Genomic DNA, 24093 nt, shown 5'->3' with positions numbered 1-24093 from the left:
AAGAGGGGTATAACGCGGTGACTGTGACCCGACGCGACGAGGACACCGACCCCTCCGATCCGCCACCGAAGCCGCGCCGCGGATGGTGGATCGTCGCCTCCGTCGTCAGCGTCATCGGTGAACTGCTGATCACGGCCGGCCTGGTCCTGGGCCTGTTCGTCGTCTACTCGCTGTGGTGGACCAACGTCCTCGCCGACCGCGAGGCCCATAAGCAGAGCGACGCGGTACGCCAGCACTGGGCCAAGTACGGTCCCAGCGGCCCCAAGGGGCCGGGAGAGCTGGACACCAAGGACGGCATCGGCTTCCTCCACGTCCCGGCGATGGACACCGGCGAAATACTGGTCAAGAAGGGCACCAGCGCGGAAATCCTCAACGAGGGCGTGGCCGGCTACTACATCAAGCCCGTCAAGTCGGAGCTGCCCGAGGACAAGAAGGGCAACTTCACGCTCGCCGCGCATCGCGACGGCCACGGCGCGAAGTTCCACAACATCGACAAGCTCAAGGACGGCGACCCGATCGTCTTCGAGACCAAGGACACCTGGTACGTCTACAAGGTCTACGCCGTGCTCAGCCAGACCTCGAAGTACAACGTGGATGTCCTCGACGACATCCCCAAGGAGTCCGGTAAGCGCAAGGCCGGCCGCTACATCACCCTGACGACCTGCACCCCGGTCTACACCTCGAACTACCGCTACATCGTCTGGGGCGAGCTGGAGCGCACGGAGAAGGTCGACGCGGACCGCACACCCCCCGAGGAACTCAGCTGAACCGAGGAACTCCGCTGGACCGGGGAACGCCGCCGGCCCCGAGCGCCTCGCGCAGACGCCCGGCACACGATCTCTGGACGTCCCCCGCATACGAGCGAGCCCCGGCCGCCCTCCATGGGCTGCCGGGGCTCGGTCGTACGACGCGCGGGGCCGCTAGTTCCCCCCGAAGGCACCGCCCCAGAGGTCGCCGCCGTTGCCGTTGTTGCCCCCGATACCGTTGCCGCCGCCGCCCTGGGTGGTCAGCGTCACGGTCGTGTTCGCGGGGTCGGACGGTGTGTCCTGCTGCGGGTCCTGCCCCGTCACGATGGCGTTCTCGTCCTGCGAACTGCCGTCGGCGAACTGGACGTTCTTGAAGCCGGCCTGCTGCAGCATCTGCTTCGCGACCTTCACCGGCTGGTTGACGACATTGGGAACCGGCGTCTGCGCCGCGGCCTTACCGACCGTCAGCGTGATGGTCGAGTTCGGCTTGGCCTTGGTGTCGCCCTCCGGGCTCTGCTCGAGCACCTTGCCGACCTGGTTCGGGTCGGAGACCTCCTGATCGGTCTTGGCGACCTGGAAGCCGTTGTCCGTGAGCTGCTTCTGGGCCGCCGCGAAGTCCTGGCCCTTGACGTTCGGGACAGGCTGCTTCGGGCTCTCCTGCGCCACCGTCAGCGTGATCTGGGCGTCCTTGGCCGCCTTGCTCTGGGCCTTGGGGTTCTGGCTGAGGACGGTGCCCGGCGTACGGTCGGAGATCTTGAACTTCTTGTCGACCTTGTCGAAGCCCTTGTTGTGGAGCTCCGCGACAGCGTTCTCGTACGAGAAGTTGGTGACGTCGGGGACCGTCACCTTGACCGGCCCCGTGCACAGGGTGACGGTGACCGTCTCACCCGAAGAGATCTTCTTGCCGGCCGCCGGCTCCTGCGAGCCGATGTGGTCCTTCTCGATGTCGTTGCAGGGCTTGCGGCCGCCCAGGGCCACCTTGAAGCCGCCGTTGCGCCCGTTCTCCCTGGCTTCCTTCAGGGTCTTGCCGGTGAGGTTGAGCAGTTCCTGCTTGCCGTTGGTGTTCTTGCCGCTGAACATCGCCCGGCCGATGAAGATCGCACCGACCAGAACGAGAACGGCCGCGAGCACCAGCAGGATCGTCGATGTGTGGCTCTTCTTCTGGCCACCGCCCCGACGCCGGTCGGCGCGGTCGTCATAGCCGTAGCCACCGTCGTCGGCGTTCATCGGCGGAAGCATGGAAGTCTTCGGGCCGCCCCCGTCCTGCGGGCGCAGCATCGTGGTCGGCTGGTCCTGGTCGAAGCCGCCCGCACCCATCGCGGAGGTCGCGGCGACCGGCTGTCCGTCCAGCGCCGCCTCGATGTCGGCACGCATCTCGTCGGCCGACTGATAGCGATAGTCCGGGTCCTTGACCAGCGCCTTCAGGACGATCGCGTCCATCTCGGGCGTGATCTCGGGATCGAAGTTGCTCGGCTTCTGCGGCTCCTCGCGGACATGCTGATACGCCACCGCGACCGGCGAATCACCGATGAACGGTGGCCGCACGGTCAGCAGCTCGTACAGCAGACAGCCCGTCGAGTACAGGTCGGAGCGGGCGTCGACCTGCTCGCCCTTGGCCTGCTCGGGCGAGAGGTACTGCGCGGTGCCGATGACCGCCGCGGTCTGCGTCATCGTCATTCCGGAGTCGCCCATCGCGCGGGCAATGCCGAAGTCCATGACCTTGACCTGGCCGGTGCGCGTCAGCATGACGTTGGCCGGCTTGATGTCACGGTGGACGATGCCGGCCCGGTGCGAGTACTCCAGAGCCTGGAGCACGCCGATGGTCATCTCCAGCGAGCGCTCGGGCAGCAGCTTCCGGCCGGAGTGCAGCAGCTCACGCAGCGTGGAGCCGTCGACGTACTCCATGACGATGTACGGGATCGAGACCCCGTCGACATAGTCCTCGCCGGTGTCGTACACGGCGACGATCGACGGATGGTTCAGCGAGGCGGCCGACTGGGCCTCACGGCGGAACCGGGCCTGGAAGGACGGATCGCGGGCGAGGTCCACCCGCAGCGTCTTCACAGCGACGGTGCGGCCCAGGCGGGTGTCATGGGCGAGGTAGACCTCCGCCATGCCACCGCGGCCGAGCACCGACCCCAGCTCGTACCGGCCGCCGAGGCGACGCGGCTCTTCCATAAGCTTCTCCAGCCCTCTCCGTCAGTCCCGACCGCACCCGTGTGTGGTCCGGCGGTGTGCTGTCCGGGCATACCGTACCCGGCGCGCTGCACCGGACCGGGCCGCTGCCGCAACCTGATATCCGACCGGTATTGGCACGACCCGCGTCACTTGTTGCTCTCGAGCACCGCCTCCATGACGTCCTTGGCGATCGGAGCTGCGAGTGCGCCGCCGGCGATGTCGTTGCGGAGTGTGTCGGATCCCTCAATGACCACGGCCACCGCGACGGGGGTTCCCTTGGCGGTCTTCGCGTACGAGATGAACCAGGCGTACGGGTTGTCCTTGTTGTTCTCGCCGTGCTGCGCGGTACCGGTCTTACCGCCGACGGTGACGCCGGAAATCTGGGCGTTCTTTCCCGTGCCGTCCTTGACGACGGTCTCCATGATGCTCTGCATCTTCTGCGCGTTCTCCGGCGAGAGCGGGTTACTCATCACCTGCGGCGTGTGCTGCTGCACAACGGAGAGGTTCTGGGCCTCCAGCTGCTCGACCATGTACGGCTTCATCAGCTTGCCGCCGTTGGCGACCGCCGAGGCGACCATGGCCATCTGCAGCGGGGTGGCGCGGTTGGACGCCTGCCCGATGCCGGCCATCGCGTTCTGCGGCCGGTTGTCCGTGGGGAAGATGCTCTCCGCGGCCCGGACCGGGGTGTCGATCTCCGGGTTGTTGAAGCCGAACTTCTGCGCCTCGGCCTTCATCTTCTTGTTGCCGAGATCGGCGCTGATCTTGCCGAAGACCGTGTTGCACGAGACTTTCAGCGCCTCACGCAGGCTGGCGTTCTCGCACGGAATGTTGCCCTCGTTCTTCAGCTCGATGCCGGAGGTGTCGGGCAGCGTGTACGGCAGCGGCGAGCGGGTCTTGGCGTCGACGTCGTCGTAGAGACCGTTCTCCAGCGCCGCCGAGGCCGTGACGACCTTGAACGTGGAGCCGGGCGGGTAGGTCTGGCGCAGCGCCCGGTTGAGCATCGGCTCGTCCGGGTTGTTCTTCTTCTGCAGCGCGGTGTACGCCTCGGAGTCCTTGTTCGTGTTGCCCGCGAACGTCGAGGGGTCGTACGAGGGGGTGCTGGCCAGTGCCAGGATCGCGCCGGTCTCCGGGTTGATCGCGGCGACCGCGCCCTTCTTGTCCCCCAGCCCCTTGAACGCGGCCCGCTGGGCCTTGGCGTCCAGGGTGGTCACCACATTGCCGCCCTTCTGCTGGCCGCCGGTGAACATGTCGACCGTGCGGCTGAAGAAGAGCCTGTCGTCGGTGCCGGAGAGGATGCCGTCGTTCAGCTTCTCCAGCTGGTTGGCATCGAAGGCCTGCGAGGCATAGCCGGTGACCGGCGCCCACATCTTGCCGTTCTTGTACGTCCGCTTGTACTTGAAGTCGCCGCTGTCGGTGGTCGTCGAGCCGGTGACGGGCTTGCCGTCCACGATGATGTTGCCGCGCGGCATGCTGTAGCGCTCGATGGCGACCCGTCGGTTGTGCGGGTCGTTCTTGAGCTCGTCGCCCTGGACGAACTGCACCCAGTTGACGCGGATCAGCAGGGCGAGGACGAGCAGGCCGCAGAAGATCGCGACCCGGCGCAGGGGCTTGTTCACGGGCGGACCACCTGGGTCATCTCGGCGTCGGGGGACGGGGCGGGAGCCGGAGCGGGCCGACGAGCCGTGTCGCTGATCCGCAGCAGGATCGCGACCAGCGCCCAGTTGGCGATGACGGACGAGCCGCCCTGGGCCAGGAACGGCATCGTCATACCGGTCAGCGGGATCAGGCCCGTCACACCGCCGGCGACGACGAAGACCTGCAGCGCGAAGGCGCCGGACAGACCGATCGCCAGGAGCTTGCCGAACGGGTCGCGGGCGGCCAGCGCCGTACGGATACCCCGCTCGATCAGCAGGCCGTAGAGCATCAGGACGGCCATCAGGCCGGCCAGACCGGTCTCCTCGCCGACGGTGGCGAGAATGTAGTCACTCTTGGGCGCGATTCCGTTGATCAGCCGGGAGTAGCCCTGGCCGAGGCCGGAGCCCATGATGCCGCCGGAGCCGAAGGAGTACATCGCCTGCGCGGTCTCCGTGACACCTCCGTGGTCCAGCGCCAGCGGGTTGAGCCAGTTGTGGACGCGGACCTGTACGTGCGACTCGAAGGTGGCCACCGCGACCGCGCCGCCCGCGCTGAGTGTCAGACCGAACACGATCCAGCTGGTGCGCTCGGTCGCCACGTACAGCATCACGACGAACAGACCGAAGAACAGCAGCGAGGTACCCAGGTCGGTCTCGAAGACCAGGATCATCAGGCTCAGCGCCCAGATCACCAGGATCGGGCCCAGGTCGCGGCCACGCGGGAGGTAGAGCCCCATGAAGCGGCGGCTGGCCAGCGCCAGCGCGTCCCGCTTCACCATCAGATAGCCCGCGAAGAAGATCGCGATGATGATCTTGGCGAACTCTCCGGGCTGCAGTCCGCCGACACCCGGGATGGTGATCCAGATGCGGGCACCGAACCGCGGCGGGAAGAACACCGGCGCGATCAGCAGCGCCAGCGCCACGACCATGGAGATATAGGTGTAGCGCTGCAGGACACGGTGGTCCTTGAGGAAGATCAGCACGGCCAGGAACAGCGCGACACCGAGCGTGGACCACATCAGCTGACCCGGCGCCATCGCGCCGCCCAGCTGCTTGGTGGTGATCGTGGGCTCCTGGTCGAGACGCCAGATGAAGACCAGACCCAGGCCGTTGAGCAGGGTGGCGATGGGCAGCATCAGCGGGTCGGCGTACGGCGCCCACTTCCGGACGACCAGATGCGCGACACCGGCCAGCAGCCCCAGTCCCAGCGCATAGCCGAGGACACCGGCGGGGACCGAGCCGTCCTTGGCCAGACCGACGTTGACGTAGGCGAACACCGGAATCAGCACTGCGAACACGAGCATCGCCAGCTCGGTGTTCCGGCGGCTCGGGGCTCCGATGGTGCCGATGGTGGTGGTGTTGGTGGTACTGCTCATCAGATGTCCGGCCCCCTACGCCCTCACTGCTGGGTGCTGCAATTCTTTTCCAGCTTCTGCTGCTCCTCGGAGGGGGCCTGGCTGGTGGTGGGTGTGGGAGTGGCGGACGCGGCGAGCGCGCCGGGTGCAGCGCTGCCCGACCCCGCCTTGTCCGCCGTGCCGGGCTTGGTGGTGCTGCCGGGCTTCGGTGTGCTGCCCGGCTTGCCGGCCGAACCGGTCTTGCCACCGGACGTACCGCCCGCCTGGCCGCGGCCCTTGTTACGGGCGGCCTCCTCGGCGGCGGCCTCCCGCTGCTCCTTGGCCAGGCAGGCATTGGCCTGCTTGCCGAGCTCGGTGACCTTCTCGCTCGCCTGGTTGCGGCTGTCGACCGCGATCGTCTCCCTGACCTGGTTCCGCTGGTACACGGGTAGGTACTTGAGTTCGATCTCGGGGTGGTCCTCGTCCACGTCGTTCAGCGAGATCCACGCCAGGTCCTGGCTGATGCCGCGGTAGAGCGCGACGTGGTTGTCCTTGACGCCGACGAAGTACTGGGTCTGCGTCCAGCGGTAGCCGCCGTAGAGACCGCCGCCGACCACGGCCAGCGCCAGCGCGATGAACAGCGACCGCTTGATCCACTTGCCGCGCCGCGGCGGCTTGAGGAAGTCCTCGTCGGTGAACGCGCCGAACGAGCCCTGCGGCGGGCCCCCGACGTCCGGGCCGCCGCTGCCGGGCGGGCCGAAGGCACCTCCGGGAGACGCCGGGGGGTTGTCCCTGCGGCCGAGCTCGGCGGCGCGGGCGGCCGGCGTCTGCATCGTGCTCGGGTCGCTGAGCTGGTTCTGGTTCTCGGCAACGGCACCGACGATCACCGGGGTGTCGTTGAGCTGCCCGGCCATCGTGTCCGAGCCGTCCACGTCCAGGACGTCGGCCACGATGCAGGTGATGTTGTCGGGTCCGCCGCCGCGCAGCGCGAGCTGAATCAGCTCCTGCACCGTCTCCTGCGGCCCCTGGTAACTGCCGAGGGTCTCTTCCAGCGTCTGATGGCTGACGACCCCGGACAGCCCGTCCGAGCAGATCAGATACCGGTCGCCGGCCCGCACCTCGCGGATCGACAGATCGGGCTCGACATGATCGCCGCTGCCCAGCGCCCGCATCAGCAACGACCGCTGCGGATGGGTGGTGGCCTCTTCCTCGGTGATCCGGCCCTCGTCGACCAGCCGCTGCACCCAGGTGTGGTCCTGTGTGATCTGCGTCAGCGCACCGTCGCGCAGCAGATACGCGCGCGAGTCGCCGACGTGTACGAGGCCGAGCCGCTGCCCGGTCCACAGCAGGGCGGTGAGCGTCGTGCCCATGCCCTCCAGCTGCGCATCGTCTTCGACCATCACCCGCAGCTGGTCGTTGGCCCGCTGCACGGCCGTGCCGAGCGACGTGAGGATGTCCGAGCCCGGAACGTCGTCGTCGAGCTGGACGAGCGTGGAGATCACCTCGGAGGAGGCGACCTCACCGGCGGCCTGGCCGCCCATCCCGTCGGCGATGGCGAGGAGGCGCGGCCCGGCATAGCCGGAGTCCTCGTTGCCCTCGCGGATCATGCCCTTGTGCGATCCGGCGGCGAAGCGCAGTGACAGACTCATGCGCACCTCGCCCGTCGGTTCGGGGTACAGCCGGTCTCCTCGAGCCACACTGCCCACCCTCCGGTCGGGAGCACGGCCGGGTCCGTCGGGTGGACCGCCGCGGCTCGCTCGCTCCGCTCGCTCATTGTCGTACTACTTCCGCAGCTCGATGACGGTCTTGCCGATGCGGATCGGGGCTCCCAGCGGAATCGGTGTCGGGGTCGTCAGTCGGGTCCGGTCCAGGTACGTGCCGTTGGTGGAACCGAGGTCCTCGACGATCCACTGGCCGTCACGGTCCGGGTAGATCCTGGCATGCCTGCTGGACGCGTAGTCGTCGTCCAGCACGATGGTGGAGTCGTGCGCGCGGCCCAGCGAGATCGTCTGGCCCTGGAGGGCGACGGTGGTCCCGGTCAGCGAGCCCTCGGAGACCACCAGCTTGGTGGGTGCCCCACGGCGCTGGCGGTTGTTGCCGCGGCCGCCTTCCTGGCGGCGCTGCTGTTGCGGCGGCGCAGCCTGACGTTGCGCACGCGCTTCCTGCCCGCCGCGCCGGGCGGCCCCGCGTTGCGTGACGCGGGTCCCGAACAGATCGCTGCGGATGACCTGAACGGCCACGATGACGAACAGCCACAGTACGGCGAGGAAACCCAACCGCATGACCGTGAGGGTCAGCTCTGACATTGCCCCCGCTTCACCCTTCGGCTTGCCGGTAAACGATGGTGGTACTGCCCACGACAATCCGCGAGCCGTCGCGGAGATTAGCGTGAGTGGTGTGCTGCCCGTCTACCACGATGCCGTTCGTGGAGCCCAGATCCTGGATCGTGGGGGGCGTTCCGACCCGGATCTCACAGTGACGCCGGGAGACACCCGGGTCGTCGATCCGTACGTCAGCGTCGGTGCTGCGGCCCAGCACCAGCGTCGGACGCGAGATCTGATGGCGGGTGCCGTTGATCTCGATCCAGCGCCGGGTCTGCGCATAGGGCTGCGGTCCTGCACCGGGCGGTGCCGTACGGGGTACGGGCTGCGCGCCGCCGGGAGGCGGGGAGGAGGGCATGGGAGGCGCGCCCACGTGACCGCCGCCGGGCTGACCGCCACGGGGCATCGCGGGGGCGGCGCGGTGGCCGGCCGGCTCCTGGGACGTGCTGGAGGCGAGCGTACGGCTGCGCACGCGGTACAGGCCGGTGTCGAGATCGTCGGCCTTCTCCAGATGAACCTTGATCGGGCCCATGAAGGTGTACCGCTGCTGCTTGGCGTAGTCGCGCACCATGCTCGACAGCTCGTCGCCGAGCTGGCCGCTGTACGGGCTCAGCCGCTCGAAGTCGGGCGCGCTCAGCTCCACGATGAAGTCATTGGGGACGACCGTGCGGTCGCGATTCCAGATGGTGGCGTTGTTGTCGCACTCGCGCTGCAGCGCGCCGGCGATCTCGACGGGCTGCACCTCGGACTTGAACACCTTGGCGAAGGTGCCGTTGACGAGACCTTCGAGACGCTGCTCGAAACGCTTCAGTACTCCCACGGGGCACCTCCTTCCTCAGCCTTCGTCGGGGTCGTCCTGATCGGGTCGTCCTGATACTGCTTACTGATCGTATCCACGCGTGGGGAAATCGGCTGGTTCCCCTTTCCCGCCTGGGAGACGAGTGTCGCCCCTCACAGGGTTGCCCGGACCTTGCCTGTCTCCTTGCCCACTGTTCAAGCACTGCGATCGTAGATGTGCCCCCAACACAGTGTCCCGCAACCGCCGGGCTGTCCGAGCGGCCGGGGGTATGAGCCCTTCCGGCCACGCCCGGGCGGCCCAGGGTGCGCCCGCTCCGGGGAGCGATCCCGTCGGCGGACACCGCGAGTGTGAACCCTCGACGGCTCTCTCGGCGAATGCCCGGGTGAGGGCGGTCGGCGGCTGCGGTGGCGGCCGGCCTGCGGGGGCCGGGGAAAGGCGTGTGAAGGCACCCGCAACACCGTGCTAATCTTCTGGATGTCGGCAGGCGCTCGCACAAGACCCGGACTGAACAGCCCGGATCGCGTGAGAGAATCAATCGGCAGCACCCATGCGCGGGTGGCGGAATAGGCAGACGCGCTGGATTCAGGTTCCAGTGCCCGAAAGGGCGTGGGGGTTCAACTCCCCCCTCGCGCACAGATGAGACCCCCGGTCTCCGGAGAAATCCGGAGACCGGGGGTTTCTTGTTGCGCTTGTCACTTGTGGCGTAGGGCACAGGGGCGGCGCTTTCCCCTTCTATCGGACATTCGCCCTATCCGTCGTATTCATTGCGCTGGTTGTTTTCGAGGGCCCGTGGCCTTCCTCGCAATCGCTGCTTCTGCGGCGTCCACCGCATTCATGGCGTTGTCCGTGGCGTTCGGTGCCTCCCTCGCCTCCGTGGTCCCCGTCACCGCCGCAACGGTCATGCGGAAGGCGCGGATGCGAGCGGTCTCGCGGGCCGTGTGGTGGACCAGGCCCAGTACGGAATCCGGGAGGCCGCTGACGGGGAGGAAGGTGATGTCGCGGCGGCCGTGGTAATCGGCGGTGGGGCGGCACAGCAGCATGCCGCCGCGGCCGGCCGCGGCGAGGGTGAGGCCTTCCTGCAGGGTGCTGACGCTGGGGCCGGCGGGTATGGGGCGGCCAGCGGGGGTGGCGCCGGGGGCGTGGGCCTCGCGCCAGTAGGCGGGTGCGGGGGCGGCCGGGGCGATCAGCGGGACGCCGGCGAGGTCCTCGGCGGTGAGGCCGGCGCGGGAGGCCAGGGGGTGGCGTACCGACAGGGCCAGGGTCTGTTGCTGGGCGGAGAAGACCGGGCCGAGGGTGAGATCCGGCTCGGCGACGGGGAGCAGGGTGACGGCGACATCGACCGCGCCGCTGCGGAGGGCGCCGAAGGGGTCGCAGAGCGGGATCTCGGTGATCTCCGTCTCGCACCGCGGGTGGCGGGCGTGGAAGGCGTCGATGGCCCGCATGATGCGGTCGTCCGCGGTGCCCTGGAAGCCGATCGTCAGCCTGCCCTCGATGCCGCGGGCCGCCGTACGGGCGGACTCGACGCTGGCGCGCAGTGCGTCGTAGGCGGGGCGCAGGGACGTACGGAACTCCTCGCCCAGCGGGGTGAGGCACACGCGGCGGCTGGTGCGGTCCACCAGGCGGGCGCCTATCCGGGACTCCAGGGCGCGCAGCAGCTGGCTGACGCGGCTCTGTGAGACGTACAGGCGCTCGCCGGTGCGGCCGAAGTGCAGCTCCTCGGAGAGGACGAGGAAGCACTCCAGCTCGCGGAGCTCCAGGCCGGGGACGGCGGCCGTACGGGTGCCGTCCTCCAGGGGGGCGGGGCCGAGGGAGCGGAGAGGGCCGAGGGGGCTTGCAGGGGTCATGGGTCCCTTGGGTGGCGGATCGGGCCGGGGCCGATCGGTTCCGATCGATGAGTCCTGCTCATGGAAGGCCGAGGACTTCGCCGTTGTTCCCACATTCGCGCGGGAGTTGGCTGAGGACATGACGAAGACTGAGCAAACGGGCCGGAGCCGGGCGGCCGAACCGGCCGCGGAGCCGAGCGGGTTGGGCCAAGCACGGCGCGGCGCCTGGCCCGCCGTGGGGGCGTTGGCGGCCGGCACGTTCACGGTGGTGACGTCGGAGATGCTGCCGGTGGGGCTGCTGACGCCGATCGGCCGGGAACTGCGGATCTCCGACGGGACGGCGGGGCTGACGGTGACCGTCACCGGCCTGGTCGCGGCGGTGGCCGCGCCCTTGCTGACGCTGCTGGTGGCGCGGCTGGACCGGCGGGTGGTGCTGACCGCCCTGATGGCGACGCTGGCGGCGGCGAACCTGCTCGCGGCGCATGCGCCGAATGCCGTGGTGCTGCTGGTGGCACGGGTGCTGGTGGGCCTGGGGATGGGCGGCGTATGGGCGATAGCGGCGGGGCTCGCGGTTCGGCTGGTGCCGGAGCGACGGGTGGCGGCGGCCACGTCCCTGGTTTTCAGCGGGGTCGCGGCGGCATCCGTGCTCGGGGTGCCGGCCGGGACGTTCGTGGGTGAACTGGGCGGCTGGCGTGCGTCGTTCACGGCGATGGCCGCGGTCTGCGGGGCGGTGGCCGTCGCGCTGGCGGTGCTGCTGCCGCCGCTGCCGGCCACCGGCGCCGTGCGGCTGGGCGGGGTGGTGGCGCTGTTCCGCCGGGCCGCCGTACGGACCGGGCTGCTGCTGGTGGCGCTGCTGGTGACGGGGCATTTCGCCGCGTACACCTACGTACGGCCGGTGCTGGAGGACGTGGCCGGTGCCGGTGCCGGACAGATCGGCACGCTGCTGCTGGCCTTCGGCGTCGCCGGGCTCATCGGGAACTTCGCCGCCGGTGCCGGGGCGGCGCGCTCGCCGCGGGCCACGTTGCTGGTGATCTGTGGGGTGCTGGCGGGGGCCGTGTTGCTGCTGCCGGTGCTGGGGCGCGGCGCGGGGGTGCCCGGGGCGGCGCTCGTAGTGGCCGTGTGGGGGCTGGCCTACGGGGGTGTCTCGGTCGGCACGCAGACCTGGCTGATGGCGGCGGCGCCCGGCGCCCGGGAGGCGGCCTCCGCGCTGTTCGTCGCGGTGTTCAACGGGGCCATCGCACTGGGGTCGCTGACCGGCGGCCTGGTTGCGGACGGCTGGGGCGCCGTCGGCGTGATGTGGCTGGGCGGTGCGCTCGCGGTGGGGGCGCTGGTGACGGTGGGCACGGGACGGGCACCGGGGCGGGGAACGGCGTGACGGCGCTGCTCCCCGCCCCGGGCCCGCGCGCCTGCGGCCGGCCCCGGTGCCGAGTCGGTGGTGGTGCGGTCAGGCGGCAAACCGCTCGACGAGGGCCTTCGCCTTGGCCGCCGCGTCCTCGTGTGCCTTGTCGCGGGAAGCCTCGTACTTCGGGATCAGGTCGGCCATCGCCTCGTTCGCCGGCGCCATGGTCAGCTCGGGGACGATGAAGTCGACGTCCAGGCCCAGCCCGCTGCCCAGGACGGCCTCGAGGTAGTTCAGGACGTACTCCATGCCCTCGCGGGGAGTGCCCGGCGCGTACGAGCCGCCGCGGCTGGCGACGACGGTCACCGGGGTGCCCTTGGAGGACGGCTCCGCGCCCGCCGTACGGCCCATGATGATCACCTGGTCCAGCCACGCCTTCAGCGTGGAGGGGATCGTGAAGTTGTACATCGGGGCGCCTATCAGGACCGCGTCGGCCTTCTCCAGCTCCTCGGCGAGCTCGACGCGCAGCGCGAAGGCGGCCTGCTGCTCGGGGGAGTGGGTGGCGGGGTCGGAGAAGCCGGCGGAGGCGGCGACGCCGTCCAGGTGCGGCAGGGGGGCCGCGCCCAGGTCGCGGTAGATGACGGTGCCGTCGGGGTGCTGCTCCTCCCAAGCCTTGCGGAAGGCCGCGGTCACCGAACGGGAGGCGGAGCCGCCCTCGGGGAAGACGGAGGTGTCGATGTGCAGAAGGGTGGCCATGATGATCGGTCCTTGGGGTCGCGGCCGGGACGATGCTCGGCGCACTTGTTGAATTCCGTACGTACCTATTAATAGCACAGGAGCTTACTTTTCTGCAGTAGCCAACATCAAGGCGGTACCCTGGGGCCATGGCGGATCACGGCGAGGCGATGTGCAGGCAGGTTGACGTCGGCATGACGCGCGTCTTCGAGCTGTTCGGAAAGCGCTGGACGGGCCTGATCGTCGCCACGTTGATGCCGGCCCCGGTGCACTTCGCCGACCTGCGGCGGGCGATCCCCGGGATCAGCGAGCGCATGCTCTCCGACCGCCTCATGGAGCTGGCGGCGACCGGCCTGGTCGTGCGCGAGGTGGACGAGGGCCCGCCGCTGCGCGTCGCCTACCGGCTGACGGAGGCCGGGCGGGCGATGGAGCCCGCGCTCAAGGAGCTGTCGCAGTGGGCCGAGATGTATCTCACCGATGGCGGGCAGTGTCCGGAGCGGTTCCGGAAGTAGAGGTTCCGGGTGTGCGGTGCCGGGTGCGCGGTGTCGGATGCCGGATGCGGGTGGGTTGGGTTGGCTTGGGGGATCGCTCGGGGTCCGGGTTCGCATCGGGTTCCGGGTCCGAATCAGCCGAGTCGTTCCTGGGCGGCGTTGTAGCGCCGTAGATACGTCGCGAAGCGGTCGAGATCGGCCTCGTCCCAGTCGGCCAAACGTTCCTGGAACGCCTGGCGGCGGCTCGCGGTGACATTGGCGAGGACCTGGGCGCCCTTCTCTGTGGGGTGCAGCACCTGGACGCGCTGATCGTCCGGGTCGACGCGGCGCTCGACGAAGCCGAGCTTCTCCAGTGCGGCGATCTGCCGGCTGACCGTGGACTTGTCCAGGAGGTAGTGCGCCGCCAGGTCCGTGGCGCGGCATCCGTGCTGGTCGTCGAGGTGCGCAAGCAGGGTGTAGGAGACCAGTGACAGCTCGGGGTGCATCCGCGCGGCCGTTGCGCGGGCCCGCCTGGCGAATGCGGTCATCTCCTGCTGGATGGTCTCGACGGAGGTGTCGCGGTGGGGCACGGGGTTGCCTTTCCTAGAAGTAGTTGTATAGTACAACGCGAGTTGATGGTTGTAATTACCAACTCTTTGAGTTGCATAAGCCAACTGTTGCGGTTGGCTGTCGGTTCCCGTGTGGGCCGGGCGTCCGCCGTGTCGCTGCCCCGCTGGTGCCCGCTCATCGATGCGGACGGCCGGTCATGGATGGCCGTCCGCGACCGCTGAGCCGACCGCTGAGTCGCCCGATTCAACCGAATCGCCCGATCCGCCTAGCTGAGAAGGCCTGCACCATGAGTCCGGTCCCCCGCCCCGACCACCGCCGCGACAATCCCCGTGACCTCTCCCGCGACATTCACCGCGATGCCGACCGGGGTGATCGCCGTACGGAGCGCCAGGGCACGCATCGCTCCGCTCGCTCCGCAGGCCTGCGCCACGTCCTGACGCACCTGATCACCCCGCTGCTGATGTGCATCGGCATGGGTCTGGCGTACCTCGGGGCCTTCGCGAATCCCGCGCCGCATCACCTGCCCGTGGCGATCGTCGGGTCGGGACAGAACGCTCAGCTGCTCGCCCAGTCGATCAACGACAAGGCGGGTGGCGATCTGGAGGTGCGCACGGTCGGCAAGCGGTCCGATGCGATCGACCAGCTCAAGCACCAGGACATCTTCGGCGCGTATGTGGTGAAGCCGAAGGCCGGCACCGGTGAGGTCGCTGGGGCTGGGGTGCATGGGGCGGCCGGTGGCTCTCGGCTGTCCGGACCTGAGCTGATCGTGGCGACGGCGGGGTCCGACACCAGCGCGTCCGTGGTGCAGAAGATCTTCACCCCGATCGCGGCGCAGCAGGGCGCCCCGCTCAAGGTCACGGACGTGGCGCCGACCGCCGAGGACGACCCGACGGGCCAGGGCATCTTCTTCCTGCTGGTCGCGATCAGCATCGGCTCGTACGCCTCGGTCGCGGTGATCGGCGGGGCCGGAGCCGTGCTGCCGGTGCGGCTGCGGGCGGCGCTGGCACTCGGCACGTCCTTCGTGGTCGGCCTCATCGGGACGGCGTTCGCCGGTCCGGTCTTCCACCTCGTCGACCACGGTCTGTGGGGACTGTGGGGCATGGCCTGGCTCTACTCCGCGGGCATCCTGCTGATCGGCACCGGGCTGCACACCTTCCTCAAGCGCTGGACCACGCTCGGGGTGATGGCGCTGTTCGTGATGCTCAACTTCACGTCATCCGGCGGGATCTTCCGTCCCGAGATGCAGAACGGCTTCTTCGCCGCGCTGCACTCGTTCTGGAACGGCGCGGGCTTCGTCGAGGGCACCCGCAGCCATGTCTACTTCGACGGCTTCGGTCTGGCCGGACATGTCTGGACGCTGGCCGCATGGCTGGTCGTCGGCGTGCTGATGGTCGGCGTGGCGGGCCTCGCCGAGAGGAAGAGGCGTACGGCCGAGGCGACCGCGGCCGCCAATGCCGCGGCGGTGGCGGCGGCTGCGGTGGCGGCGACGGTGCCGGAGCGCGCGGTGAAGAAGGAGATGGAGGAGATGGAGGAGATGGAGGAAGAGATGGAGGAGGCTGTGGGGGTCTAGGCGTCTTCTAGCGGGCCAGGGGGCCGGTGGTTCAGGGGTCTTGGGGGCTGTACGGGGCGGAGTTGGGTGGGCGGTGAGGCTTGGTCTCCCGGCCCCTCCCGGCCCCGCGCGGCGGATGTTTCCTGACCGGTGTCCGTCCGGACTGACGTCACGTCAGTGAGCGTGCCGACGTCGCTCCTTGAGGCTTCCGTCCCGGCGCCTGCTCTCGCCAGCTCGTCCCGTCCTCCGTCTCCCCGCGGTTCTTCCTCGCCCTTCTTCTCCGCGGTCGGTCGGCTTCCCCAACAACTACCCGGCGTTACGTGCCCGTCGACCAACCCCCGGTCGGTGGGCAAGTCCGGCCTCCTGACCTCGTACTTCAGCGGATTCGAGCTCCTGCTTCACCGTCTTCCCTGCCTTTTCCCCGCCTTTCCCACACCTTTCCCTCCTCAGCCGCCCGCCCTCCGCCGAGAGTTATCCACAGGCCCTGCCGGACCGCGAGCGGTGTCGGTACCGTCATGGGCGAACGAGACGGAACCGGCCGGTCAGGCCGGACGGAAGCGGGTCGTGAAGGGGGAGGTGGCGCGCGATGTCGCGTGTGCCGTACGTACCGGGGTTCGCAAAGGCGGACGCGCAGGGGGCATCGCCCAAGGCCGCCGGCCGGGCGCTGCGCGAGAGGTTGCCCCGTGCCGAGCAGGCCGCGCTGTCGATCGCGGCCGGACGGCCGGATGCGGTGGCGGCGGTCGAGGAGTCCAATGCCGGACGGTTGCCGGAGCTGACCCCCATACGGGTCGGGCGGATGGCCGCCGGCCCCTTCGCCTTTCTGCGCGGCTCCGCGGGACTGATGGGCCACGACCTCACGGCCACTCCTGTTACCGGCATAGGCGCGCAGATCTGCGGGGATGCCCACGCCGCCAACTTCGGCCTCTACGCGGATGCCCGCGGCGGCCTCGTCATCGATCTCAATGACTTCGACGAGACCCTGTACGGGCCGTGGGAGTGGGACGTCAAGCGGCTCGTGACGTCGCTGGTGCTGGCGGGACGCGAGGCGGGCATAGCGGAGGACGAGTGCCGCAAGGCGGCGCAGGACGCGGCGGGCGCGTACCGGCGCACGATGCGGCTGCTGGCGAAGCTTCCGGTGACCGAGGCGTGGAATGCGATCGCGGACGAGGAGCTGGTCTCGCACACCGACGCCCGGGATCTGCTGGGCACGCTGGAGCGGGTCGCGGCCAAAGCGCGCAAGAACACCAGCGCGCGGTTCGCGGCGAAGGCCACGGAGCGTGGGCCGGACGGCGGCCGGCGGTTCGTGGACGCGCCGCCGGTGCTGCGGCGCATACCGGACGCGGAAGCTGCGGCGGTGGCTTCCTCACTCGCCGGCTATTTGGAGACGCTCCCCGAGGACCGGCTGCCCCTGCTGGCCAGGTACGCCGTGCACGATGTGGCGTTCCGGGTGGTGGGGACGGGCAGTGTGGGCCTGCGCTCGTATGTGGTGCTGCTGCTTGATCACCAGGGCGAGCCGCTGGTGCTGCAGGTGAAGGAAGCGCGCGGTTCGGTGCTGGCGCCGTTCGTGGAGAAGGCCGGCTTCGCGGTGCCGTCGGTGGCGCACGAGGGGCGCCGGGTGGTGCGCGGGCAGCGGCGGATGCAGGTCGTGAGTGACACGTTGTTGGGCTGGACGACGGTGCCGGACCTGGCGGGGAGCGGAGCCCAGGAAGGGGTGCCGTCCCAGGTCCGACAGTTCAGGAATCGCAAGGGCAGCGTGGATCCGACGCAGCTGACCGGAGACCAGATGGACGACTACGCACGGATGACCGGCGCGCTGCTGGCGAGGGCGCATGCGCACAGCGTCGATCCGCGGCTGGTGGCCGGCTACTGCGGAAAGAGCGAGGAGTTGGACGAGGCGATGGTGGCGTTCGGGGTGGCGTATGCGGACCGTACGGAAGCGGATCATGCGGAACTGGTGGCGGCGGTCAAGAGTGGCCGCATGGCCGCAGAGATGGGGGTCTGACCAGCCCGGACCTGCTGGGGCGGTGATCTGCTGCGCGCTTGACGTCGGCTTGCGGCGGGACTGCTGAGCTGGGCGGCCGGGAGGGGCGAGGGCAGGGGGCGCGGGGGACGGCCGCGGCTACGGGCGCGGGCGGAAGGAGGGGCGCGGGGGATGAGGGGAGGGGTGGGGGCGGGAGGAGGGGACCCGGGGAGGACCGTCAAGGAGCCAGTCGGTCCCCCGCCCCGCCGACGGCGCCCCCGCCTCCCCATGGGCCGTACGCTGACCGAGTGACGAACTCGCACGCGGAGAACGCGCAGGACGGCCAGGACCGACCCGACGCACCGGGCGCACCCGGCGCACCGGGCACCCCCGATGCCTCAGCCGACCCGCAGGCACCGGACTCGCAGACCGCCCCGCAGGCTCCCGAAGCCCCGGCCGACCCCCGGGCGGCGGATGCTTCCGGCGGCGATCGGGGCGACCGTGCGGCTCAGGACGAGGCCACCCGGCGCCTCGCGAAGGCTGTGCTGGCGGCTGAGCAGGCGCTGATCGAGTTCGAGATCGCGGTGGAGACGTTCCGGGTGGAGGTGGAGAACTTCTCCCGGCTGCATCACCAGCGGCTCGGCCCCATGTATGCGCGGCTGGACGAGCTGGATGCGCAGATCGCCGAGGCCGTAGCAGCGCGTACGGGCGACCCCGAGGACGTGCGTAAGGCCAAGGAGGCGCGGGCTTCCGTGCTGCCGATGCCCGATGTGGAGGAGTTGTTCCACGGCTGGATGGGCTCGGACGGGCTGTTCCCCGAGGCGCAGGCGATGCTCACCGAGCAGCCGGTGCAGCCGCCGCAGAAGGTGCGGCCCAGCGAGGAGACCCGGAAGGTCTACCGCGATCTGGTGCGCAAGGCCCACCCGGACCTGGCGCGGGACGACGCGGAGCGGACCCGGCGGGATGCGTTCATCGCGCGGGTCAACGCGGCGTACGGGCGGGGTGACGAGGCGGCGCTGCGGCAGCTGGCGCAGGAGTGGGCGGCCGGTCCCGCGCCGGCCGAGGAGCGGCTGAGCGAGAGCGAGGAGCTCTATGCCCGGCTGGAGTGGCTGGCCCAGCGCAAGGAGCTGCTGGCCGCGGTCGCGGCGGAGCTCGAGGAGAGCGCGATCGGAGCGATGATCAAGATGGCGCCGCAGGATCCGGACGCGCTGTTGGACGAGATCGCCGAGAAGCTGCTCGCCGATGTCGCGGAACGCGAGGCGCATCTCGCGCAGCTGGTCGGGTAGCGTCGAGGGCATGCATTTTGGTTCTCTGCCCACGGTTGATGTCGACGCTCTCACGTCCGAGGACTTCCTCCTGGACGTGCGCGAGGACGACGAGTGGGAGGCTGGGCACGCCGAGGGCGCCCTGCACATCCCGATGAGCGAATTCGTTGCCCGTTACGGGGAGTTGACCGAGGCGGCGCCCGATGGCGGCAAGGTATATGTCCTGTGCCGGGTCGGCGGGCGTTCGGCCCAGGTGGCGCAGTATCTGATCCAGCAGGGCATCGACGCGGTGAACGTCGACGGCGGCATGCAGGCCTGGGAGGCCACCGGACGTCCCGTGTCCGATGGCAAGGGCGGCACCGGGTCGGTCATCTGACCGCCTCGGCCGAGCGGTCCCGGGCCGAGCGGCCTCGAACCGACCGGATTCCGGCCGCGCGGACCCCGGCCCGGCCGGTTGCCCGTGGCTCGCTCGCCTCGCGCGCCACTTCCTCGGAGTCTCATCTCCCCGCGACCGCCCCGCAGGGTGGATTTCGCCTCCCTCAGCTCAGCGGATGTGCGGCGAGAAGATCGCCAAGGGTCTCCTCATGGGCGGCGGCCGGCCCCAGGGAGAGTTCGAGCTGTTTGGCCCAGGCGTGGTAGCGGTGGAGCGGGTAGTCGGTGTCGGCGCCGAAGCCGCCGTGCAGATGCTGGGCGGTCTGGACGACGCGTCGTACGCCGTCGGCGGCCCAGATCTTGGCGACCGCGACATCACCCGCGGGCGGTAGTGCGCCGGCCGCACCGGTGGTGATGCGCCATGCGGCCTGCCAGAGGGTGGCTTCCATGGCCCGTAGGTCGATGAAGCGGTCGGCGGCCTGGACGGCGACGGCCTGGAAGGTGGCCACGGGATGGCCGAACTGTTCGCGTTTGCCGGTGTAGTCGCTGGTCATGGCGAGGACGCGTTCGCCGAGGCCGAGGGCGAGCGCGCAGGTGCCGGTGGTCAGGACGTGGCGCAGGGTTTCCCAGGCGGCGGGGTCGGTGATCGTTTCGCTGGCGCTGATGCGTACGGAGTCCAGCCGGACCTCGGCGTAGCGTTCGCCGCTGGTGGAGATCTGGTCCTCGAGTGCGAGGCCGGGGTGGGTGCGGGGGACCAGCGCGAGGACGGCGTGGCCGTCGCGGGTGTGCGCGGGGAGCAGGATCCGGTCGGCGGTCGGGGCCCAGGGGACGGCGGTCTGGCTGCCGTCGAGTATCCAGTCGGTGCCGTCCTGGCGGGCGGTCACGGCGAGTTCGGCGGGGTCGTGTCCGGTGCGGCCGGCGGCGGCCACCGTGACGACGAGGTCGCCCGAGGCGATGCCTGGCAGTACCTCGGCGGAGAGATCGTCGGCTGCGTATGTCCGGATGGTGTACGCGGCGGCGGTGGATTCCAGCAGCGGTACGCGTGCCAGGACCTTGGCGGCTTCGCGCAGTACGAGGCAGAGGGCGATCGGGTCGAGGCCCGCGCCGCCGTGTTCGGTGCCGATCAGCAGGCTCAGCAAATCGGCGTCGGCGAGCTTGCGCCACAGCGCGCGGTCGAAGTCGTCGGCGACGGCTCCGGGGGTGAGCGCGGGGCTGGGCACGCTGTCGGGCGTGACCCCGGAGAAGACGGCCCGGGCCGCTTCGAGGGCGGCTTGCTGCTCCTCGGTGAAGGTGAAGTCCACTGGTCTGTCCTCCCACGCGGCGCATTGACCTGACGGGGCGTCAAGGTAGAACAGGTTGCAGGAATTGGGAATGGCGGGGAGGGAATTGTGCTCCGCGGACGTGCCGGCCGGTGTCAGCGGTCGAAGTCCAGCTCGACCTCTTCCGTGACCGGGTGCGACTGGCAGGCCAGCACATATCCGGCGTCCACCTCTTCCGCTTCCAGCGCGAAGTTGCGGTCCATGCGTATCTCGCCGGACACCAGATACGCCCGGCAGGTGCCGCACACCCCGCCCTTGCAGGCGTACGGTGCGTCCGCGCGATTGCGCAGCACTGCCTCCAGCAGCGATTCGCCAGGGTGCACCGGCCAGTTCCCGGAGCGTCCGTCGAGGGTGGCCGTCACCGTGCTGTGCGCTGGGGCGGCGGCGACCGGGGGTGCGGTCGCGGTGCCGTTGTCGATGTGGAAGATCTCTTCGTGGATGCGTCCGCGGGGAACCTTGAGGGCGCGCAGCGCCCGTTCGGCGCCCTGCACCAGGCCGTAGGGGCCGCACAGGAACCAGCCGTCGACCGAGTCGACGGTCAGCAGTGTGGGCAGCAGCGCGCGCAACCGTTGTTCGTCCAGACGCCCGGAAGGCAGACCGGCCTGCTGTTCCTCGCGGGAGAGGGTCTGGATGAGCTGGAAGCGCTCCGGATAGCGGTCCTTGAGGTCGGCCACCTCCTCGAGGAACATCGTCGAGGCCGCCGTGCGGTCGCTGCGGATCAGGCAGAAGCGGGCGTCGGGCTGCCGGGCGAGCAGGGTGGAGACGATGGAGAGCACGGGGGTGATCCCGCTGCCGCCGACGATCCCGACGAAATGGCCGGCGCGCGGTGCGAGGGCGAACCGGCCGGCCGGGGCCATGACCTCCACGGTGTCGCCGGCCGTCAGTTCCTTGAGGGCGAAGGTGGAGAACGCGCCGTCCTCGACGAGGCGGATGCCCACGCGCAGTACGGGATCGTCGGTGGCCGGGGTGCAGATGGAGTAGGTGCGGCGGATCTCCTGGCCGTCGACCGATCTGCGCAGCGCGATGTGCTGGCCGGGGGTGTGCCGGAAGGTCTCGCGCAGTGCCGGCGGGACCGTGAAGGTGACGGCCACCGCGTCGTCCGTGAGCCGTTCGACCTCCCGGACCTGGAGCGGGTGGAACATCACAACTCCTTGAAGTGGTCGAAGGGTTCGCGGCAGGTCTCGCAGCGGCGCAGTGCCTTGCAGGCCGTGGAGGAGAAGCGGCTGAGCAGGGTGGTGTCGGTCGATCCGCAGTGCGGGCAGCGGATCGTCAGGTCCACGGCGACGGGTCCGCCGGCCGGCCCGGTGGGGCGCGGCGGGGCGATGCCGAATGCGGCGAGCTTGCGGCGCCCTTCGGCGGTGATGTCGTCCGTGGTCCAGGGCGGGGCCAGGACGGTACGGACCTCGACCTCGGGGATGCCGTTGTCGTGCAGCACCCGCTCTATGTCGGCGGACATCGCCTCGATGGCGGGGCAGCCGGTGTAGGTGGGCGTGAGCTCCACCTCGGCGCGGTCGGGGTCCGTGAGTCGTACGCTGCGCAGCACGCCCAGTTCGGCGAGGGTGAGGACCGGCAGCTCGGGGTCGGGAACGGAACCGGCCAGTGCCAGCAGCTTCTCTTCCAGGGCGGTGCGGGCGGTGGTGGTCACCATGTCGCCCCCGGGTGGCTGCGGTGCAGATGCTGCATTTCTGCGAGCATCCGTCCGAACGGTTCGGTGTGCAGGCCCTGGCGGCCCGCGCCCGCGGTCCAGGCGCCGCGCTGCGGGCCCTGCGGGACGGCGAGCGTGGCGCGTCCCAGGAGGGTGGTGATGCGGGTGGTCCATTCGTCGTGCAGTGCGGGCCAGGGCGCGTCCAGTCCTTCGACCGGTTCGAAGAGCTCGCCGGTGAAGCGCCACAGGGCGTCCAGGCCGCGCTGCATGCGGGTGTGGCTCTCGGCGGTGCCGTCGCCCAGCCGCAGGGTCCACTGTTCGGCGTGGTCGCGGTGGTAGGCGACTTCCTTGACGGCCTTCGCGGCCAGGGGTGCCAGCTCGCTGTCGCCCGTGGCGAGGTGATCGAACAGCAGCTGCTGGTAGGTGGAGAAGTAGAGCTGTCGGGCGATGGTGTGGGCGAAGTCGCCGTTGGGCTGTTCGACGAGCTGGAGGTTGCGGAACTGGCGCTCCTCGCGCAGGTAGGCCAGTTCGTCCTCGTCGCCGGCCAGGGAGAGCAGGATGCGGGCCTGGCCGAGCAGGTCGAGGGCGATGTTGGCGAGCGCGACCTCTTCTTCCAGGACGGGGGCGTTGCCGGCCCACTCGCCCAGGCGGTGGGAGAGGACCAGGGCGTCGTCCCCGAGGGCCAGGGCCGGGACGCGGGTGAGGTTCGTCAAAGGTGATGCACCCCGTCCGGGATCTCGTAGAAGGTCGGGTGGCGGTAGGGCTTGTCGCCGGCCGGCTCGAAGAAGGCGTCCTTCTCGTCCGGCGAGGAGGCGGTGACCTGGGCGGAGGGCACCACCCAGATGGAGACGCCCTCCGAGCGGCGGGTGTAGAGATCGCGGGCGTTGCGCAGGGCCATGGCGGCGTCCGGCGCGTGCAGGCTGCCGGCGTGGGTGTGGGAGAGGCCGCGACGGCTGCGTACGAAGACCTCCCACAGGGGCCATTCGGTGAGCCGGGTGGAGTCTGCCGCGGCGGCTGCGGGCATGCCGGCGGGGTCTGGCGTCGTCATCGGTCGGCCTTTCCGTGCTTGGCCGCGTGTGCGGCGGCCGCCTCGCGCACCCAGGCGCCGTCCTCGTGCGCCTGTCGTCTGCGGCTGATCCGCTGTTCGTTGCAGGGGCCGTTGCCCTTGAGCACCTCCCGGAACTCGGCCCAGTCGATCGGGCCGAAGTCCCAGTGGCCGCGTTCGTCGTTCCACGTCAGGTCCGGGTCGGGGAGGGTGAGCCCGAGGACCTTGGCCTGGGGGACGCAGATGTCGACGAAGCGCTGGCGCAGCTCGTCGTTGGAGTGCCGTTTGATCTTCCAGGCCATGGACTGTGCGGAGTGCGCCGATTCGTCGTCGGGCGGGCCGAACATCATCAGCGAGGGCCACCACCAGCGGTTCACCGCGTCCTGTGCCATGGCGTGCTGGGCTTCGGTTCCGCGGCTGAGGGTGAGCAGGAGTTCGTAGCCCTGTCGCTGGTGGAAGGACTCCTCCTTGCAGATGCGGACCATGGCGCGGGCGTAGGGGCCGTAGGAGCAGCGGCACAGCGGGACCTGGTTGGTGATCGCCGCGCCGTCCACGAGCCAGCCGATGGCGCCGACGTCGGCCCAGGTCAGGGTCGGGTAGTTGAAGATCGAGGAGTACTTCTGGCGGCCGGTGTGCAGCTTGTCGAGGAGTTCGTCGCGGCTCGTGCCGAGGGTTTCGGCGGCGCTGTAGAGGTAGAGGCCGTGGCCGGCTTCGTCCTGGACCTTGGCCATGAGGATCGCCTTGCGCCGCAGTGACGGTGCGCGGGTGATCCAGTTGGCTTCCGGCTGCATGCCGATGATCTCGGAGTGTGCGTGCTGCGCTATTTGGCGTACCAGGGATGAGCGGTAGGCGTCCGGCATCCAGTCGCGCGGTTCGATGCGTTCGTCCGCGGCCACGGTGGCGTCGAAGACGGCTTCGAGTGCCGATTCTTCCGGCGCGATCGTCGTCATGTGGTGCCCCCTCGCTCCCGACCGACCGATCGTTCGGTT

General features: G+C 69.9%; 22 protein-coding genes and 1 tRNA gene. 8 read left to right on the top strand and 15 right to left on the bottom strand.

Going from position 1 to position 24093, the window contains the following annotated elements; genetic code table 11:
- The first annotated feature begins 17 nt into the window (after positions 1-17).
- Positions 18-767 (top strand): class E sortase, encoded by a 750-nt coding sequence (locus ACIGWZ_RS27100; protein ID WP_400069016.1) that lies wholly within the window; start codon positions 18-20, stop codon positions 765-767.
- A 153-nt stretch (positions 768-920) separates the two neighbouring features.
- Here the strand turns inward: ACIGWZ_RS27100 and pknB are convergent, their stop codons facing one another.
- From pknB to ACIGWZ_RS27070, 6 genes are all read right to left on the bottom strand, one after another.
- The gene (gene pknB / locus ACIGWZ_RS27095; protein WP_400069015.1) at positions 921-2924 is read right to left on the bottom strand and encodes a Stk1 family PASTA domain-containing Ser/Thr kinase; all 2004 of its coding nucleotides are present in this window, start codon (positions 2922-2924) and stop codon (positions 921-923) included.
- 146 nt (positions 2925-3070) lie between these two features.
- Positions 3071-4540 carry a peptidoglycan D,D-transpeptidase FtsI family protein gene (locus tag ACIGWZ_RS27090; RefSeq protein WP_400069013.1) on the bottom strand — a complete coding sequence of 490 codons (1470 nt, stop codon included), beginning with the start codon at positions 4538-4540 and terminating at the stop codon, positions 3071-3073.
- Positions 4537-5934, bottom strand: coding sequence for an FtsW/RodA/SpoVE family cell cycle protein (locus tag ACIGWZ_RS27085; RefSeq protein ID WP_400069011.1), 1398 nt, complete (start codon positions 5932-5934; stop codon positions 4537-4539). Before ACIGWZ_RS27085 ends, ACIGWZ_RS27090 begins: the two co-directional genes overlap by 4 nt.
- 23 nt (positions 5935-5957) lie before the next feature.
- Positions 5958-7541 (bottom strand): PP2C family protein-serine/threonine phosphatase, encoded by a 1584-nt coding sequence (locus ACIGWZ_RS27080; protein WP_400069009.1) that lies wholly within the window; start codon positions 7539-7541, stop codon positions 5958-5960.
- Positions 7542-7673: 132 nt separating this feature from the next.
- Positions 7674-8198: an FHA domain-containing protein gene (locus ACIGWZ_RS27075; protein ID WP_400069007.1), complete on the bottom strand. Its 525-nt coding sequence runs from the start codon at positions 8196-8198 to the stop codon at positions 7674-7676.
- A gap of 10 nt (positions 8199-8208) precedes the next feature.
- A complete protein-coding gene (locus ACIGWZ_RS27070; RefSeq protein WP_400069005.1) occupies positions 8209-9033 on the bottom strand; it encodes an FhaA domain-containing protein in 825 nt (274 codons plus the stop codon).
- 528 nt (positions 9034-9561) lie between these two features.
- Between ACIGWZ_RS27070 and ACIGWZ_RS27065 the strand changes: the two genes are divergently transcribed.
- Positions 9562-9645 (top strand) — tRNA-Leu (locus tag ACIGWZ_RS27065).
- 128 nt (positions 9646-9773) lie between these two features.
- Here the strand turns inward: ACIGWZ_RS27065 and ACIGWZ_RS27060 are convergent.
- Positions 9774-10856, bottom strand: a complete 1083-nt coding sequence (locus ACIGWZ_RS27060) for a LysR family transcriptional regulator (RefSeq protein WP_400069003.1) — start codon at positions 10854-10856, stop codon at positions 9774-9776.
- A gap of 118 nt (positions 10857-10974) precedes the next feature.
- On the opposite strand from ACIGWZ_RS27060, the gene ACIGWZ_RS27055 reads away from it, so the two are divergent.
- Positions 10975-12210 (top strand): MFS transporter, encoded by a 1236-nt coding sequence (locus ACIGWZ_RS27055; protein ID WP_400069001.1) that lies wholly within the window; start codon positions 10975-10977, stop codon positions 12208-12210.
- Between the two features lie 69 nt (positions 12211-12279).
- Here ACIGWZ_RS27055 and ACIGWZ_RS27050 read toward each other — a convergent pair whose 3' ends face one another.
- Positions 12280-12930 (bottom strand): FMN-dependent NADH-azoreductase, encoded by a 651-nt coding sequence (locus tag ACIGWZ_RS27050; RefSeq protein ID WP_400068999.1) that lies wholly within the window; start codon positions 12928-12930, stop codon positions 12280-12282.
- A 128-nt stretch (positions 12931-13058) separates the two neighbouring features.
- Between ACIGWZ_RS27050 and ACIGWZ_RS27045 the strand changes: the two genes are divergently transcribed.
- On the top strand, positions 13059-13421 hold the full coding sequence (locus ACIGWZ_RS27045) for a winged helix-turn-helix transcriptional regulator (RefSeq protein ID WP_400068997.1): 363 nt from the start codon (positions 13059-13061) through the stop codon (positions 13419-13421).
- A gap of 113 nt (positions 13422-13534) precedes the next feature.
- Here the strand turns inward: ACIGWZ_RS27045 and ACIGWZ_RS27040 are convergent, their stop codons facing one another.
- Positions 13535-13969, bottom strand: a complete 435-nt coding sequence (locus tag ACIGWZ_RS27040; RefSeq protein ID WP_400068996.1) for a MarR family winged helix-turn-helix transcriptional regulator — start codon at positions 13967-13969, stop codon at positions 13535-13537.
- A gap of 266 nt (positions 13970-14235) precedes the next feature.
- Here ACIGWZ_RS27040 and ACIGWZ_RS27035 point away from each other — a divergent pair, with 266 nt between their 5' ends.
- The 4 genes from ACIGWZ_RS27035 (at position 14236) to ACIGWZ_RS27020 (ending at position 19099) form a co-directional block, all read left to right on the top strand.
- The gene (locus tag ACIGWZ_RS27035; RefSeq protein ID WP_400068994.1) at positions 14236-15519 is read left to right on the top strand and encodes an ABC transporter permease; all 1284 of its coding nucleotides are present in this window, start codon (positions 14236-14238) and stop codon (positions 15517-15519) included.
- Between the two features lie 565 nt (positions 15520-16084).
- Positions 16085-17500: a DUF2252 domain-containing protein gene (locus ACIGWZ_RS27030; RefSeq protein WP_400068992.1), complete on the top strand. Its 1416-nt coding sequence runs from the start codon at positions 16085-16087 to the stop codon at positions 17498-17500.
- 266 nt (positions 17501-17766) lie between these two features.
- A complete protein-coding gene (locus ACIGWZ_RS27025; RefSeq protein ID WP_400068991.1) occupies positions 17767-18744 on the top strand; it encodes a J domain-containing protein in 978 nt (325 codons plus the stop codon).
- Positions 18745-18754: 10 nt separating this feature from the next.
- Positions 18755-19099, top strand: a complete 345-nt coding sequence (locus ACIGWZ_RS27020) for a rhodanese-like domain-containing protein (protein WP_400068989.1) — start codon at positions 18755-18757, stop codon at positions 19097-19099.
- Positions 19100-19262: 163 nt separating this feature from the next.
- On the opposite strand, the gene ACIGWZ_RS27015 is transcribed toward ACIGWZ_RS27020, so the two are convergent.
- The 6 genes from ACIGWZ_RS27015 to paaA form a co-directional block, all read right to left on the bottom strand.
- The gene (locus ACIGWZ_RS27015; protein WP_400068987.1) at positions 19263-20396 is read right to left on the bottom strand and encodes an acyl-CoA dehydrogenase family protein; all 1134 of its coding nucleotides are present in this window, start codon (positions 20394-20396) and stop codon (positions 19263-19265) included.
- A 113-nt stretch (positions 20397-20509) separates the two neighbouring features.
- Entirely contained in the window at positions 20510-21556 is a 1047-nt protein-coding gene (locus tag ACIGWZ_RS27010; RefSeq protein ID WP_400068985.1) for a 2Fe-2S iron-sulfur cluster-binding protein, read from the bottom strand.
- Positions 21556-22062 carry a 1,2-phenylacetyl-CoA epoxidase subunit PaaD gene (gene paaD, locus ACIGWZ_RS27005; protein WP_400068983.1) on the bottom strand — a complete coding sequence of 169 codons (507 nt, stop codon included), beginning with the start codon at positions 22060-22062 and terminating at the stop codon, positions 21556-21558. Before paaD ends, ACIGWZ_RS27010 begins: the two co-directional genes overlap by 1 nt.
- Positions 22056-22772: a 1,2-phenylacetyl-CoA epoxidase subunit PaaC gene (paaC, locus tag ACIGWZ_RS27000; RefSeq protein WP_400068981.1), complete on the bottom strand. Its 717-nt coding sequence runs from the start codon at positions 22770-22772 to the stop codon at positions 22056-22058. Before paaC ends, paaD begins: the two co-directional genes overlap by 7 nt.
- Positions 22769-23107: a 1,2-phenylacetyl-CoA epoxidase subunit PaaB gene (gene paaB, locus ACIGWZ_RS26995; protein ID WP_400068979.1), complete on the bottom strand. Its 339-nt coding sequence runs from the start codon at positions 23105-23107 to the stop codon at positions 22769-22771. The genes paaC and paaB overlap by 4 nt, the downstream gene beginning before the upstream one ends.
- Positions 23104-24054: a 1,2-phenylacetyl-CoA epoxidase subunit PaaA gene (paaA, locus tag ACIGWZ_RS26990; protein ID WP_400068977.1), complete on the bottom strand. Its 951-nt coding sequence runs from the start codon at positions 24052-24054 to the stop codon at positions 23104-23106. Before paaA ends, paaB begins: the two co-directional genes overlap by 4 nt.
- Positions 24055-24093 lie beyond the last annotated feature (39 nt).

Source organism: Streptomyces sp. NPDC053427 (assembly GCF_044544985.1).
Lineage (GTDB): Bacteria > Actinomycetota > Actinomycetes > Streptomycetales > Streptomycetaceae > Streptomyces.
Note: the sequence above shows the minus strand (reverse complement) of the source record. Positions and strands in the feature narration are given on the sequence as shown.